We start from the raw sequence: 15,360 nt of genomic DNA, 5'->3' as shown, positions 1-15,360 counted from the left end.
GGCGTTCCCCGGAATCGCCGCTTAACCGGCGGTCTGCGCGGCCAGGGCCTGCGCTTTTAGGGCCCGGTGCAAGTGGCTGCGCTGTTCGATGATGATGCGGCGCAAAGCCCGCGGTGCCTCGGGCTTTTCGGCCAGCCAGTTGTCGGTCCGGACGATCACGGCGTGCGTCTCCGGTGTCCCGCCGTGTCCGTCGAGATCCTGCCCCGCCGGGTAGAGGCCACGGACGATCCGGCTGGCGATCTCGATGCTGCGTTCCGCCCAGACCGGCTCCAGGCATTCGAAATAGGGATCGATGAAGTCACCGAGCAGCGAGGCCGGGCCGGTGTTGAACCCGGCGATGGTCGCGCTGAGCAGCTGGTTGGAAAGCGCCGTGCCGTGGACCGCGGCGTCCCAGGCGGCTGCCTTGACGGCCGGTTCGGGACGGGCGGCGAGAGCCGTGGCGTGGCCGGACTTGCCGGCCGCGGTGTTGTCCCGGGCCAGTTCCTCGTCAAGCTCCTCCGGGGTAGCCTGGCCGTTTCCTGCGAGGGCGTGCCAGAAGTTCCAGCGCAGTTCGGCGTCGACGGCAAGGCCGTCGACGACGGTGCTGCCGGCCAGGATGCCGCGCACCAGATCCAGCCGGCCGGCGTCGTACCGGCTCGTGGAGGCCAGGGTGCGGGCCCATGCCAGCTGCTGGTCCGAGCCCGGCCCGGCGGCCTGCAGCTGATCGGCCGCGACGGTGAGGAAGCCGCGCCGCACCGCGTCCCGTTGGGCCCGGGGCACGTAGCGTTCGATCGCCGTGGAGGCGTTGCCCAGCACGTTGAGCAGCACGCCGATCCCGGTTTCGGCGGGGCCGAAGCGCTGCACGGCGTCCACGTAAAGGGACGACGGCGTGACGGCGTCCCGGGCCGAATCCCACAGCGCCGTCCAGCACAGGGCCCGGGCCATCGGGTCGCTCAGCCTGTCGAGGGAGCTGCGCACGGTTGCTTCCGAGCGCGGATCCAGCCGGACCTTGGCATAGCTGAGGTCATCATCGTTGACCAGCAGCAGGGCCGGCCGCGGCTTCCCGGCCAGCCCGGTCACCCCGGTCCGGGCGCCGCTGACGTCGGTCTCGACGCTGTCGGTGCGGACGAGCGCGCCCGCCTCATCGTGGTCGTAGAGGCCGATCCGCAGCCGGTGCGGCCGCGGTTCCTGCCGGCCGGTGATCGGATCCGCGGCGTCCTGCACGAGGGTCACGGTGCCCAGCACGCCGTCGTGCTCTCCGATCTCGCTCGAGAGAGTGGAAATACCGGAGGTCTGCAGCCACTGGCGCGCCCAGTCGCCGAGGTCCCGGCCGGACGCGGCGCTGAGGGCGGCCAGCAGCTCGGCCAGGGTGGTGTTGCCGTAGGCGTGGTCCTTGAAGTACTGGCGGGAGCCGGCGATGAACGCCTCGAAGCCGACATAGGCCACCAACTGCTTGAGCACGGAGGCGCCCTTGGCGTAGGTGATGCCGTCGAAGTTCTGCTTCGCCGCCTCAAGGTCCGGGATGTCGGCGACGATCGGATGGGTGGTGGGCAGCTGGTCCTGCACGTAGGCCCAGGCCTTGCGGTTGTTGGCGAAGTTCACCCATGCGGTGTCCCAGCCGGTGGTCCGGTCGACGCCCAAAGTGCCCATGTAGTCCGCAAAGGATTCCTTGAGCCACAGATCGTCCCACCACTGCATGGTGACGAGATCGCCGAACCACATGTGGGCCATCTCGTGCAGCAGCGTGTTGGCGCGGGCCTGGTACTGCGAATCGGCGGCCCGTGACGTGAACACGTAGCTCTCCGTGAAGGTCACCAGGCCGGGGTTTTCCATGGCGCCCAGGTTGTACTCGGGCACGAAGGCCTGGTCATACTTGCCCCACGGGTAGGGGAAGTCGAAGAGCACGGTGAAGAAGTCCAGGCCGTTCTTCGTGAGGCCGAAGAGCGCCTCGGCGTCGAAGGAGGCCGCCATGGATGCCCGGCAGTACAGTGCCAGCGGCACGTCCAGTGCGGTGCCGTCGTCGAGCGTCCTGCTCCAGGAATCTTCCGCCTTGAAATACGGGCCAGCAAGCACAGTGGTGATGTAGGTGGACATCGCCTTGGTGGGGGCGAAGTCCCAGCGGCTCGTGGCCGGATCACTGGTCAGCTGTGTGCGGAGGGTTTCCACCCCGTTGGAGGACACCTGCCACTCCGAGGGGGCCGTGACGTGGAAGGTGAACTCGGCCTTCAGGTCAGGTTGTTCGAAGTTCGCGAAGACCCGGCGGGCGTCGGCGGGCTCGTACTGGGTATAGAGGTAGCACTGACCGTCGGCGGGGTCGAAGAAGCGGTGCATGCCCTCTCCGGACGTGCTGAACAGCGCGGTTCCGGTGACAGAGACCTGGTTTTCGGCCTGGAGGTTGTCGAGCCTGATCCGGGAGCCGTCCAGGACGTCGGCGACGGCCAGTGCCTTGCCGTTCAGGAACACGCTGTGCACGTCACTTGAGATGAAGTCCACGAAGGTGGAGGCGCCGGATTCACTGGCGGAGAAGTTGATGACGCTGCGGCTGGTGTACCCGGCGATATTCGCATCCGCTGCCTGCCGGACGTCAAGGGAGACGTCGTAACTGTGGGTGGTGATCAGGGCGGAGCGTGTTGCGGCTTCATCGCGGCGCAGGTTCTGGTTCGACACCCAGCTATCTAATCACGGGAGCCTGTGCGCCGGATCACTGCGGAAACATCATCAGGGCGGCGGCGAGGCCCAGCACGGCAATCAGCAGCCAGGAGGCCAGTGCGGCCAGCAGCGCCCGGGCGCCGGTGTGCAGCAGCTGGCCCACCCGGACGGCGGAGCCCAGCCCGAAGAGCGCCATCCCGAGCAGGAGGTCCTGCAGCACGGCGGCCGCGTCCAGCACGGCGGGGGAGAGCCAGCCGGTGGTGCGCACGGCCGCCAGGGCCACGAAGCCGATCACGAACAGGGGGACGACCGGGGGCAGCGTGGCGCCGGCCCCGGCCCCGAGGCGGTGGTGGAAGCCCGCTGCGGCCACCATCGGCGCCAGCAGGATCACCCGGGTGAGTTTGACGACGACGGCGACTGCCAGCGCCGTGGCGCCGGCGGTCTGCGCGGTGGCGACCACCTGGCCCACGTCGTGCACCGAGGCGCCGGTCCACGCCCCGAACACGTCGGGGCCGAGACGCAGCGGCTGCACGAGCAGCGGCAGCACGCCGATCGCCAGGGTGCCGCACAGCGTCACGAGCGCGACCGGAAGCACGGTCTCTTCCTGTCTGATCCGGCGCACGGCGGCCATGGCTCCGATGGCGGACGCCCCGCAGATGGAGAAGCCCGTGGCGATCAGCAGTGACACCCGGGGCGGGAGCCGGAAGAGCCTGCTGATGCCGTAGGTTCCGGCGAAGGCGGCCAGCACCACGCCCGTGATCAGCAGCAGGGCGGCCCAGCCGAGGTCCAGCACGTCCACGAGGCTGACCTTCAGGCCCAGCACCACGATCCCGGCGCGCATCAGGTGTTTACCGGCGAAGTCGAGTCCGGGCCGGGCCCGGCCCGCGGTCCAGTCGGCCACGCCGGGCAGGTTGGCGGCAAGCAGTCCGAGCAGCACGGCGAGTGTCATCGCCGGCAGCACGGGAACCAGGGCATGGACGGCCATGGCAACGCCGACGGCGGCGGCGGCGCCCAGCAGGCCGGGCGCTGCCGTGGACTTCGCTCTGTTCGGGGGCACGCACCTACCTTGCCGTAAGCGCCGGCAAAAGCACTAACCGCGACGGCGGACGTGCCCTGAGGCCTGACACCGGGTCCCCGAAATGATTTCGTAACGAAAAAGTGGTTGGGTAGTGACCATGTCTGACCTTTTCCATGATTACTCAGAGGCTGCCGGCCGCACCGGCGCCTACGACGAGATGTTCACCCCCGGCCAGCAGGCCAGGAAGTCCTACGGGCAGGTTGCCGGGGCCCTGCGTGAACTCTCGCTGGCTGACGTCACCGCCCGCGCCGACTCCATGGCGCGGACCTTCCTTGACCGCGGCGTCACCTTTGACTTCGCCGGGGAGGAGCGTCCCTTCCCGCTGGACATCGTGCCTAGGGTGATCCCGGCCGACGAATGGACCGTCCTGGAACGCGGAGTAGCCCAGCGCGTGCGGGCCCTCGAAGCCTTCCTCAACGACGTCTACGACAAGATGACCGTTGTGGCAGACGGCGTCATCCCGCGCCAGCTCGTCACCACGAGCGCCCACTTCCACCGCCAGGTGCACGGCTTCGAGCCGGCCGGCGGTGTCCGTGTCCACATCTCCGGGATCGACGTCGTCCGTGACGCCGAGGGCACCTTCCGCGTGCTGGAGGACAACGTGCGCGTGCCCTCCGGCGTCAGCTATGTCCTCGAGAACCGCCGGGCCATGGCCAAGGGCCTGCCCGAAGCCTTCGGCCAGCAGCTCATCCGGCCGGTCGAAGAGTACCCGCGCCGGCTGCTGTCCGCCCTGCGCAAGACGGCGCCGTCCGGCGTCGACGACCCCACGGTGGTGGTCCTGACCCCCGGCGTCTTCAACAGCGCCTACTTCGAACACACCCTGCTCGCGGGCCTGATGGGCGTGGAACTCGTCGAGGGCCGGGACCTCATCTGCCGCGGCAACCGCGTCTACATGCGAACCACCGCGGGAGAGCAGCGCGTGGATGTCATCTACAAGCGGATCGACGACGAGTTCCTCGATCCGCTCCAGTTCCGCGCCGACTCCATGCTCGGCTGCCCGGGCCTGGTCAACGCCGCCCGCGCCGGCGGCGTCACCATCGCCAACGCGGTGGGCAACGGCGTGGCCGATGACAAGCTGGTCTACAGCTACGTCCCGGACCTGATCCGGTACTACCTGAGCGAAGAGCCCGTGATCGCCAACGTGGACACCTTCCGTCTGGAGGAGAAGGAAGCCCGGGAACACGTCCTGGACCGCCTGGACGAGCTCGTGGTCAAGCCCGTCGACGGCTCCGGCGGCAAGGGACTCGTGATCGGCCCGGACGCGTCCAAAGACGAGCTCGAGGCCCTGCGCAAGCGCATCATCGCCGATCCCCGCGGCTGGATCGCCCAGCCGGTCCTGCAGCTGTCCACCGTCCCCACGCTCAGCGGCGACAAGTTTGGCCCGCGGCACGTGGACCTGCGGCCTTTTGCCGTGAACGACGGCGACGACGTCTGGGTGCTGCCCGGCGGCCTGACCCGGGTGGCGCTGAAGGAGGGCTCGCTGATCGTCAACTCCAGCCAGGGCGGCGGCTCCAAGGACACCTGGGTGCTGGCGGATTCGCCGCAGGTCCCTGTCGAGACGCTGCCGCGGCAGTCCATCGCCACCCGTGAGCGTGTGTCGGTCTGGCCCGTGGAGAGCAACTGGCGCGACCGCCAGACAGAGCAGCAACAACAGCAGATTTCGGACGCGCAGGAGGTAGCCGCGAATGCTTAGCCGTATTGCCGAGTCACTGTTTTGGATCGGACGCTACGTGGAACGGGCCGACGGCACCGCCCGCATCCTGGATGTCCACTTGGAGCGCCTGAACCACCTGCCCATGGAGGAGCAGCGCAGCGTCGCGCAGGAACTCCTCGCCGTGATGGGGGCGCGACCGCAAAGCGAGGAATTCGGCCTCAACGAGCTGTTGAACGCCCTCGCCTACGACAAGCACAGCGCCACCTCCATCGCCGGCTCGCTCGGCGCGGCGCGGGAGAACGCCCGGCGCGCCCGGGAAACCGTGTCTTCCGGACTCTGGGAAAGCCTGAACACCACGTACTACGGGCTCAACCAGCACCGCAAGGACGTGGTGGGCACCTACCGCTTCTGCAACTGGGTACTGGAGCGCACGGCCATGGTCAGCGGCCTGGCGGACACCACGGTCAGCCACGACGAAAGCTGGCTGTTCCTGGTCCTGGGCCGTTCGCTGGAGCGCGCGGACATGACGGCGCGCATGCTCTCCACCCGTGATGTGCTCTCCGCTGGCATGTCCTGGGTGAACATGCTCCGCTGCGCCGGCGCCTACGAATCCTTCCTGCGCACCCGCAGGGCAGCCTTCGGCGACCAGCACGCCGCCGAGTTCCTGCTGCTGGACCGGCTGTTCCCGCGCTCCATCGTGTACGCGCTGCGCGACGCTGACGAATGCCTCGCCAAGCTCGACCCCTCCGCCCAGCGCGTCGGTTTCATCAACGACGCCCGCCGGATCGTGGGCCAGGCCCGGACCTTCCTGGAGTTCCACCGCACGGACGACCTCATGTTGGAGCTGCCGGAGCACATGGAGCGGGTGCAGAAGGCCGTGTCGCAGGCCTCGGACGCCATTTCCCGTAAGTACTTCAATCAGGCGGACGAACTGGCCTGGGTAGGAGAAGTTTCATGACCCGGCTGAGCATCAACCACAGGACCGCCTACAAGTACAACAAGCGCGTGACGCTCTCCTACAACGAGGCCCGCATGACGCCGCTGACCGACCCCCAGCAGGTGGTGCTGGAGTCTTCGCTGAAGGTGTCGCCGTCGCAGGCAGCCCTGAGCAGCTACCGCGATTACTGGGGCACCCGCGTCACGGCCTTCGACATGCAGATGCCGCATGAGCACCTGGAGGTCCTGTCCACCACCACCGTCGAGGTGCACCGTGTGGAAAAGATCCCGGCGGAGGCGGACATCGTCGGCTGGGACGTGCTGGCCGCCCCGGAGACCCTCAACTGGTACAGCGACTGGATTCCCCAGTCGCAGCTGACCGGACCGGGTACCGAGGTGCTCGCCATCATTCCGGGTGTCGTCGAGGGCCGGAACCCGCACGAGGCCGCGATGGCGGTCTTTGAATGGATGCGCGGTCAAATGACGTACATGAAGGGTTCCACGGGCGTCACCACCAACGCGGAAGAGGCGTGGAACCAGCGCCAGGGTGTGTGCCAGGACCTGGCCCACCTGGCCATCGGCGCGCTGCGCAGCTGCGGGATCCCGTCCCGCTATGTGTCCGGCTACCTTCACCCGCGTTCGACGGCGGAGCTCGGCGAGACGGTTGCCGGCCAGTCGCACGCGTGGCTCGAATGGTGGGACGGCGAATGGCGCAGCTGGGACCCGACGAACGACAAGCCGGCCGGCGATTTCCATGTCACCGTGGCACGCGGCCGGGACTACCGCGATGTGCCGCCGCTGAAGGGCATCCTGTCGGGCGGCGGCGGATCCGCGCTTAGCGTGAGCGTGGAGATCACCCGCCTCGCCTGAGCCCGGCTACTCGAGCCCGGAGCGGGTGGCGTCGTCCAGCGGCGTCCACCAAGTCAGGGGCGGCGCCACTTTGAAGCGCCGGCCGGTCACGGTGTCCGGCGTGATCCGGACGAAGTGCTCCTTCTTGCCGCCCTGCCAGGGGAAGAGCAGCAGGCCCACGGTATCGAGGATCTCCTGCTGGTTCTTCACCGCTGCGGCCTGGCCTTTGATCACGACGCTCCAGGCGATCCCGCTGTCCGGATCCACGCCGTCCGCTTCCACCGCCACGGGCGTGTCGCCCGTGGCCGCCTGCAGCTTGGTGCCGTCCGCCGTCCGGAAAACCAGCGTCCCGTGGTCCACCTTGTAGTTGATGGGGAAGATATCCGGGTGGTCGTCCACCCAGACCGCCAGCCTGCCCACCGTGACGCTGCGCAGCAGCCGCCAGCACTCGTGGTGGTCGAGGTTTTCAACGGCGTGGGGCTCCTGGTCTTTTGGCTGCTGGTTTTTTGGCTGCTCGGCGCCTGGACTTGAATCAGTGGTCATGGCGGCGAGCCTACGCCCGCCGGACGCCGGACGGCTAGGGCAAAACGTCCCACACCGGCCAACAATCTGCGACACCTAGAGTCGGTCTGCGCCCGCACACGGTATTCTGGCATCACGTCCGTCAGCGTGGATGTACGTCGGAGTGAATTGGGGCAATGAACATGCATGCAACGGGTAAGAGTCCGGGGCAAACCGCGCCAGAGGGAAGTCCTAGGGTCGAGGATCTCCTGAAGGGTTTTGCCCCCAGGGCGGAAGAACTGCTCCAGTCCCAGGCACGCATGGCCGGCCTGCTGGAAGCTGTCGTCGCGGTGGCGGAGGACCTGAGCCTGGATGCCGTGCTGGAACGGGTCGTCGAGTCCGCCTGCAGGCTGCTGCATGCCCGCTACGGCGCGCTGGGTGTGATCGGGGACGACCGTGCGCTGAGCCACTTCATTACCGTCGGTATCGACGGCGAGCTGGCTGGCAAGATCGGCCCGCTGCCCACCGGCCACGGCGTGCTGGGCCTGCTGATTTCCGATCCGCGGCCCCTGCGGCTGCACGACCTCCGCAGGCATCCGGAAGCCTACGGCTTCCCCGCCAACCACCCGCCCATGCAATCCTTCCTCGGTGTGCCCGTGCGGGTCCGGGACGTGGTCTTCGGAAACCTCTACCTGACTGAAAAGGAAGACGGCGGTGATTTCACCGCCGAGGACGAGGGCCTGGCCATCGCCCTGGCGGCCGCCGCCGGCGTCGCAATCGAAAACGCCCGGCTGTATGACGACGCGCGGCGCAGGGCACGCTGGCTGGAGGCCTGCATGGATGTCTCCGGGCTGATGCTCAGCAGCGACCGCGACTACACTTCGGGAGGCTTGGACCCCATCGCCAGCCGGGCCCTGCAGGAGTCCGAGTCCCAGCTGGCCCTGCTAGTTGCCCCGGCTGTGAATGGCCCCGGATACGTCGTTGTCGGTGTCGCCGGTGAACGCGGCGCCGTGTTTTCGGGCCGGTCCCTGATGCTGGATTCCCCGCTGCTCCTGGGCGTCCTGGACGGCGGCGAGCCGGTGTTGCTCGATGACGCTTCGGTCCTGTTCGGGGAGGTCGACGGCGGGGTCACCGGCCCGCTGCTGGCGGTGGCGCTGAGCACCCAGGGTGCCCATCATGGCCTCCTGCTGCTGTCCCGTGACAGCGATTCGGTGCACTATGCCCGCACGGACATCGAGATGGGGGCCGTCTTCGGTTCCCACGTGGCCCTCGCCCTGGAACTGGCTCGGGTCCACAGGCTGCGTGAGGAGTTGTTGGTCTATTCGGACCGGGACCGCATCGCCAGGGACCTGCATGACCTGGTCATCCAACGGCTGTTCGCGGCCGGTCTGAGCGTCCAGAGCCTGACCCGCTTCACGAAGGATGAGCTGGCGCTGGAGCGGATCCGGAACGTTACTGGCGAGCTCGACGAAGCGATCCGGAGCCTGCGCGACACCATCTACTCGCTGAAGAGCAGCAGCGGCGATACCGAGCTGCTCAGCGGACGGATCCGTCGGGTCACCAGGAGCTCGTCAAAGTCCATGCCCTTCGCGCCACGGCTGACCATCACGGGCCCCGTCGACGCCGTCACTGCGGACAAGGCGGATAACGTCGTGGCCGTGGTCTCCGAGGGCCTCAGCAACGCGATCCGCCATTCCGGCGGCGACTCAATCTCCGTCTCGGTCGCCGTCATCAAGGGGCGCGTGACGGTGGTCATCACGGACAACGGCTCCGGCTTCACCGACCCCGACAAACGCAACGGCCTGATCAACCTGGAGGACCGGGCGCGGATGCTCGACGGCGAGTGCACGATTACCAGCGCGCCCGACGCCGGCACCAGCCTGGAGTGGTCCGTACCCTTTTAGCGGTGGTGCCCACTAACGGCCGCTGTGCGGACGGCTCCCTTCGCTGGCGCCACTGCCGGCGGACACCGCGGGGCTGGCGATGAACACGGCGGCCTGGGTTCGGCGCTCGAAGCCGAGCTTGGCCAGCAACGAGGACACATAGTTCTTCACCGTTTTTTCCGCCAGGAACATTTCGGCGGCAATCTGGCGGTTGGTGAGTCCACCGCCCACCAACTCCAGCACCCTGCGTTCCTGTGGTGTCAGGGAGGACGTGCGCGGGTCCACCTCTTCAGCCTCCACGAGGCTGTCGACGACGCCCGCCGCGACGCCTTCGCCGAAGAGTGATTCGCCGGCGGCCGCGCGGCGCAGGGCACCGATCAGGTCCGTGCCGCCGATTTCCTTCAGCACGTAGCCGCGCGCGCCGGCCAGCACCGCACCGCGCAAGGCCTGTTCGTCGTCGAAGCTCGTGAGAATGATGCAGTTCAGTGACGGATCCACGGAGCGCACGTCCCGGCAGACCTCAATGCCCGTCCCGTCCGGCAGCCGGGCATCCAGCACGCAGACATCGGGATGCAGGGCCGGGATCCGGCGGGTCGCCTCCACCGCGGATCCGGAGCTTCCCACGACGAGAAAGCCTTCGCCTTCGAGGAGTTCCTGCAGCCCCCGCCTGACGAGCTCATGGTCATCAAGAATGAAGACCCGAATGACCGCCGGAACGCGATCAGGTTCCGAGAGACCTGCGTCTGCCCAGGCAATCATGTTTCTCCTGTCCGGCCGCTTGATGCTGCCTCGTGTGATGCCGTGCTCTCCAGCCTCTGCCATTCTTCTGCACGCCTCCGAGGGAGACAAGGGTCATTGGACCTATCGGCCGGCTTCCCGTGCCGGCCCTTATTCGAACGTCGAGCGGCGCGGGTCCGCAAGGCGCGTGGTCCACAGATCGGGCCTGTTGACCTTGAAGCGGCGTCCGGTCAGCGCCTTGGGTGCCACGCGCACGTAGTAGTTCTTTTCACCGGGCTGCCAGGGCTCGAGGAGGAGGGCATCCACAGCGTCCTTCTCTTCCTGGCTTTGGATCAGCTCGGCCTCGCCGCGGGCCACGACGCTCCATGCCGTCTCTTCGTGGGCGTCATAGCCGTCGATCTCGAAGGCGACCGGCTTGGAGGTGATGGCACCCCAGAGTTTCGTGCCGCCGGAGGTCCGGAAGACGATCGCCCGCCGCTCCAGCACGAAGTTGACCGGGAAGATCTCCGGGTGGCCGTCCACAATGAGCGCAATCCGCCCCACGGTTTGAGCGTCGAGCAACACCCAGCACTGGTCGATGGACAGTTTGTCATCGGGCTCGATGTATTCCGGCCGGGGCGTAGATGAGTTCATGTAGACCCACCTTACGTACCGGCCGGGACCCACATCAGGGCCATAAGGCCTGTAGCGCTGGCGCGCAACGCCCTGGTCGCTGATCGGGGACCGCGCCTACCAGGGGCTCGGCCTGTAGTCCTTCAGGAAGACGCCGTACTGGTCCTCGCCCGCCTCGCCCATCACGATGGGGTCGTAGACGCGGGCTGCGCCGTCAACGAGGTCCAGGGGCGCGTGGAAGCCCTCCTCCATGAGGCGGACCTTGGTGTAGTGCGGGCGCTCGTCCGTGATCCAGCCCGTATCGACGGCGGTCATCAGGATGCCGTCGGCGTCCAGCATTTCCTGGGCGCTGGTCCGGGTCATCATGTTCAGCGCGGCCTTGGCCATGTTGGTGTGCGGGTGTCCGGGGCCCTTGTAGGCGCGGGAGAACTGGCCTTCCATGGCGCTGACGTTCACGATGTACTTGCGCCGGGCGTTGGAGCGCTTCATGGCCCCGCGCAGCCGGCTGACCAGCAGGAACGGAGCGGTCACGTTGCAGAGCTGCACCTCGAGCATTTCGAGCGGAGCGACTTCGTCCACGACCTGCGTCCAGCTGTTGATCGTGGCGAGGTCCGGAACCAGTCCGCCGGCGTCGATGGCCGTTCCGGTGGCGATGCGCTCAAGCGACGCGGAACCGGTGGACAGCGCCAGCGAGGTGATGGTGTCCCCGGCAAGCACCGGATGCTCCAGGACGGTGCTGGCCAGGGCCAGCGGGTGCTTGTCATGGGCGTGGCCGAAGGTGACGAGTTCGGGACCGCCGTTGACGGCCTGGAGCGCTGCCGGCAGGGGCTCGTCCTCGGCGTCGACAAGGGGCTTGTACGCGTTGCCGGACCGCCGCACGGTCTGCGCGGCGTTGTTGATGATGATATCCAGCGGGCCGGCGGCATCCAGGGAATCCGTCAGGGCCATGACCTGGGACGGATCACGGAGGTCGATCCCGACGATCCGCAGCCGGTGCAGCCAGTCGCCGCTGTCCTCCATGGCCGCGAAGCGCCGCGCAGCATCCTTGGGGAAACGCGTGGTGATCGTGGTGTGGGCTCCGTCGCGGAGGAGCCGCAGCGCGATGTACATGCCGATCTTGGCCCGGCCGCCGGTCAGCAGCGCCCGGCGTCCGCTCAGGTCCGTGCGGGCGTCCCGCTTGCTGTGGCTGAAGGCCGCGCACTCGGGGCAGAGCTGGTGGTAGAAGGCGTCCACCTGGGTGAAGTGCTGCTTGCAGATGTAGCAGGGCCGCGACTTGATCAGGTGCCCGGCAATCGTGCCGGTGGCGGACGGGGCAAGCTTGTTGCCGCGCGTCTCGTCGTCGATCCGGTCAGGTGCCGCCGTCGCCGTCTGCGAGATGACGGCGCGGTCGGATTCCGCGATCAGATCCCGTTTGGTGACCCGGCGGTGCCGTTTGACGGCCTTGAACATCTTTCCCGTGGCGCGGCGCACGGAAACGTAGTCCGGATGCTCCTCGTCGTAGACATGGATGCTGTTCAAGACCTTGAGGCAGGCCTGAATATCCTCAGGGCTAATGTCAGGGGTCAGATCGCGGGAGCTCATTGCCCCAATTTTACAGCCTGCAGGGAGCCCGGCCCGCCGCCTGGGCCGGGCTCCGCTCTTCAGTAGGCCTTGGTCGAGTGCCTGGCGGGAGCTTCCACACCCACGGCAGCGGCCTGGGCTTCGCCTGCCTTTTCAGCCGAATAGCGGGCGTCCGGGAAGTTCTCGGTTGCGGTCTTCACTGCGTTGGGAACGAGGTGCAGGTTGGCGGCCGAGAGGGCACGCTCTGCGTCACCGGGCTCCGGCACTGCCTGGCCCTTGGACAGGACCGTGATGCCGGAGTCCGTGACCTTGAACCCGCGTGCCCGGTCCAGCTCGTGGTCCAGGCCGATGGCCGCCCCGGCGGGCACTCTGACGTTCTTGTCGATGATGGCGCGCTTGACGACGGCACCTTCGCCGATGTTGACCTTGTCCATCAGCACGGAGTCGACGACCCGGCTGGAGGTACCGACGTAGACGTCGTTGGACAGCACGGAGCCCTCGACGATGCCGCCGGAGATCACGACGCCGCTGGCAACGATCGAATCCAGCGCCGTTCCCACGGTGTTCCCCTGGCCGCGGACGAACTTCGCCGGCGGGGAGATGCTCTGCCGGGTGTAGATGGGCCATTCCGAGTTGTAGAGGTTGAACACCGGCATGGGGGAGATGAGGTCCATGTGCGCCTCGTAGAACGAGTCGATGGTGCCGACGTCACGCCAGTAGGTGCGGTCACGTTCGGTGGAACCCGGAATGTCATTGAGGGTGAAGTCGTAGACCCCGGCTTCGCCCTTGTTGACGAAGTAGGGAATGATGTCCCCGCCCATGTCGTGCTTGGTGTCGAGCCGCTCGGCGTCGACGTGCAGGGCTTCGACCAGCGCGTCGGCGTTGAAAACGTAGTTGCCCATGGACGCCAGGAACTGGGTGGGGTCGGCGGCAAGCCCGGGCGTGGAGGACGGCTTCTCAACGAACGCGGCGATCTTCTGCGGATTCTCCGGGTCCACCTCGATGACGCCGAACTGGTCCGCCATGTTCAGCGGCTGGCGCACGGCGGCGACGGTGGCCTTGGCCCCGCTGGCGACGTGCTGTTCAACCATCTGGGAGAAGTCCATGCGGTAGACGTGGTCGGCCCCGACCACCACCACGATGTCCGGGTTGGCGTCGTGGATGAGGTTCAGGGACTGGTAGATCGCATTGGCGCTGCCGAGGAACCAGCTCTTGCCCACGCGCTGCTGCGCCGGAACGGAGGCCACATAGTTTCGCAGCTGCGTGGACATGCGCCAGGTTTCGGAGATATGGCGGTCGAGGCTGTGCGACTTGTATTGCGTCAGCACCACGATCTGCAGGTAACGGGAATTGACCAGATTGGACAGGGCAAAGTCGATGAGCCGGTAGCTTCCGGCGAACGGCACGCCGGGCTTGGCCCGGTCCGCCGTCAATGGCATGAGCCGGTTTCCCTCGCCACCTGCGAGGACAATTGCCAAAACTTTCTTCAACGGCATGGTGATCGCTCCTGAACGCCTTCGTTACTCCCCAAACAGTCCGGCACGCCCGAACGTCTTCACACTAGATGAGTTCCACCGTACCGACTACCTTGGGTCTTGTGCGAATAGATATTGTGACTAAAGAATTCCCGCCCGAAATCTATGGCGGCGCCGGAGTCCATGTGGCCGAGCTCAGCAGGGTGCTGGCCCAGCGTGTGGACCTTCAGGTGCGTGCCTTCGGCGCGCCCCGTGAGCCCGGGTACCATGGAGCGACTGTCACGTCCTACTCCGTGCCCGAGGACCTGGGGTCTGCCAATGCCGCCATCCAGACCCTGGGGGTGGACCTGAGGATCGTTCCGGACATCGCCGGCGCGGACCTTGTGCATTCGCACACCTGGTACGCCAACATGGCCGGGCACATCGCATCCCTGCTGCACGGGATACCGCACGTGCTCAGCGCCCACAGCCTGGAGCCGCTGCGCCCGTGGAAGGCCGAGCAGCTCGGCGGCGGCTACGCGGTGTCCTCCTGGGTGGAAAAGACCGCCTACGAGTCCGCCGCTGCCATCATTGCCGTCTCCGAAGGCATGCGGCAGGACATCCTGCGCAGCTACCCGGAGGTGGACCCGGCCAAGGTCAAGGTGGTCCACAACGGCATTGACGTCAGCCTCTGGAACCGGGACGAGGGCGAGGACGTCATCCGCGGCCTCGGGATCGATCCGGAGCTGCCCAGTGTCGTCTTCGTCGGCCGCAACACCCGCCAGAAAGGTGTCCCGTACCTCCTGCGGGCCGCCGCCAAGCTGCCGGCGGACGTCCAACTGGTGCTCTGCCTGGGCGCCGCGGACACTCCCGAGCTGGCCGCCGAGACCGCGCGCCTGATCGAGGAGCTGCAGGGCAAGCGCAGCGGGGTGATCCTGGTGGAACGGATGCTTCCGCGCAATGAGCTCATCCAGGTCCTCAGCCATGCGACGGCGTTTGCTTGCCCGTCCATCTACGAACCGCTCGGTATCGTGAACCTCGAAGCGATGGCCTGCGGTGCCGCCGTGGTGGCCAGCGCCACCGGCGGGATCCCGGAGGTTATCCAGCACGGCGAGACCGGGCTGCTGGTGCAGCTGGAGCAGGTCACCGACGGGACCGGCACCCCGCTGGATCCGGAGAAGTTCGTCACAGAGTTCGCCGCCGCCCTGACTGAAGTGGTGTCCGATCCCGAACGGGCGCGCGACATGGGCCGGGCCGGCCGGCGCAGGGCCGAGGAGCACTTCTCCTGGGAATCCATCACGGAGACCACCCTCGAGGTGTACCGCTCAGTGCTTCCTGACGCAGTGTCATAGACGCAGCGTCCTGGCGGACGGCCGGCTGAGGCCGTCAACCAGCCGAGCAGACTAACTACCTGAACAGACGACGACGGCGCCGCCCCGGCCGAGGGGGCGGCGCCGTCGTCGTTGT

Annotated in this window: 12 protein-coding genes; 5 read left to right on the top strand and 7 right to left on the bottom strand. The window is 67.4% G+C overall.

The window, feature by feature from the left end; genetic code table 11:
* Positions 1–21: 21 nt before the first annotated feature.
* Both pepN and ACQCSY_RS20710 read right to left on the bottom strand, forming a co-directional pair.
* Positions 22–2,646 (bottom strand): aminopeptidase N, encoded by a 2,625-nt coding sequence (pepN, locus tag ACQCSY_RS20715; RefSeq protein ID WP_427131761.1) that lies wholly within the window; start codon positions 2,644–2,646, stop codon positions 22–24.
* Positions 2,647–2,680: 34 nt separating this feature from the next.
* On the bottom strand, positions 2,681–3,613 hold the full coding sequence (locus ACQCSY_RS20710) for a YeiH family protein (RefSeq protein ID WP_427135968.1): 933 nt from the start codon (positions 3,611–3,613) through the stop codon (positions 2,681–2,683).
* 190 nt (positions 3,614–3,803) lie between these two features.
* On the opposite strand from ACQCSY_RS20710, the gene ACQCSY_RS20705 reads away from it, so the two are divergent.
* Genes ACQCSY_RS20705 through ACQCSY_RS20695 form a run of 3 tightly spaced genes read left to right on the top strand, consistent with a single transcriptional unit; the run spans position 3,804 to position 7,166 of the window.
* On the top strand, positions 3,804–5,399 hold the full coding sequence (locus tag ACQCSY_RS20705) for a circularly permuted type 2 ATP-grasp protein (RefSeq protein ID WP_427131759.1): 1,596 nt from the start codon (positions 3,804–3,806) through the stop codon (positions 5,397–5,399).
* Positions 5,392–6,318, top strand: a complete 927-nt coding sequence (locus tag ACQCSY_RS20700; RefSeq protein WP_427131757.1) for an alpha-E domain-containing protein — start codon at positions 5,392–5,394, stop codon at positions 6,316–6,318. Before ACQCSY_RS20705 ends, ACQCSY_RS20700 begins: the two co-directional genes overlap by 8 nt.
* Complete coding sequence (locus tag ACQCSY_RS20695; RefSeq protein ID WP_427131755.1) at positions 6,315–7,166, top strand: transglutaminase family protein; 852 nt, start codon at positions 6,315–6,317, stop codon at positions 7,164–7,166. Before ACQCSY_RS20700 ends, ACQCSY_RS20695 begins: the two co-directional genes overlap by 4 nt.
* Before the next feature lie 6 nt (positions 7,167–7,172).
* Here ACQCSY_RS20695 and ACQCSY_RS20690 read toward each other — a convergent pair whose 3' ends face one another.
* Positions 7,173–7,688 carry a pyridoxamine 5'-phosphate oxidase family protein gene (locus tag ACQCSY_RS20690; protein WP_427131753.1) on the bottom strand — a complete coding sequence of 172 codons (516 nt, stop codon included), beginning with the start codon at positions 7,686–7,688 and terminating at the stop codon, positions 7,173–7,175.
* A gap of 161 nt (positions 7,689–7,849) precedes the next feature.
* Between ACQCSY_RS20690 and ACQCSY_RS20685 the strand changes: the two genes are divergently transcribed.
* Positions 7,850–9,550 carry a GAF domain-containing sensor histidine kinase gene (locus ACQCSY_RS20685; protein ID WP_427135966.1) on the top strand — a complete coding sequence of 567 codons (1,701 nt, stop codon included), beginning with the start codon at positions 7,850–7,852 and terminating at the stop codon, positions 9,548–9,550.
* Positions 9,551–9,562: 12 nt separating this feature from the next.
* On the opposite strand, the gene ACQCSY_RS20680 is transcribed toward ACQCSY_RS20685, so the two are convergent.
* The 4 genes from ACQCSY_RS20680 to glgC form a co-directional block, all read right to left on the bottom strand.
* On the bottom strand, positions 9,563–10,288 hold the full coding sequence (locus ACQCSY_RS20680) for a response regulator (RefSeq protein ID WP_427131751.1): 726 nt from the start codon (positions 10,286–10,288) through the stop codon (positions 9,563–9,565).
* Between the two features lie 129 nt (positions 10,289–10,417).
* Positions 10,418–10,900, bottom strand: a complete 483-nt coding sequence (locus ACQCSY_RS20675; RefSeq protein WP_427131749.1) for a pyridoxamine 5'-phosphate oxidase family protein — start codon at positions 10,898–10,900, stop codon at positions 10,418–10,420.
* A 96-nt stretch (positions 10,901–10,996) separates the two neighbouring features.
* Entirely contained in the window at positions 10,997–12,460 is a 1,464-nt protein-coding gene (locus ACQCSY_RS20670) for an SDR family NAD(P)-dependent oxidoreductase (protein ID WP_427131747.1), read from the bottom strand.
* 59 nt (positions 12,461–12,519) lie between these two features.
* The gene (glgC, locus tag ACQCSY_RS20665; RefSeq protein ID WP_427135964.1) at positions 12,520–13,941 is read right to left on the bottom strand and encodes a glucose-1-phosphate adenylyltransferase; all 1,422 of its coding nucleotides are present in this window, start codon (positions 13,939–13,941) and stop codon (positions 12,520–12,522) included.
* A gap of 95 nt (positions 13,942–14,036) precedes the next feature.
* On the opposite strand from glgC, the gene glgA reads away from it, so the two are divergent.
* Entirely contained in the window at positions 14,037–15,245 is a 1,209-nt protein-coding gene (gene glgA / locus ACQCSY_RS20660; RefSeq protein ID WP_427131745.1) for a glycogen synthase, read from the top strand.
* The last annotated feature ends 115 nt before the right edge of the window (positions 15,246–15,360 follow it).

It is taken from the genome of Pseudarthrobacter sp. S9 (genome assembly GCF_050156545.1).
Lineage (GTDB): Bacteria > Actinomycetota > Actinomycetes > Actinomycetales > Micrococcaceae > Arthrobacter.
This window is presented reverse-complemented; position numbering and strand designations above follow the sequence as displayed.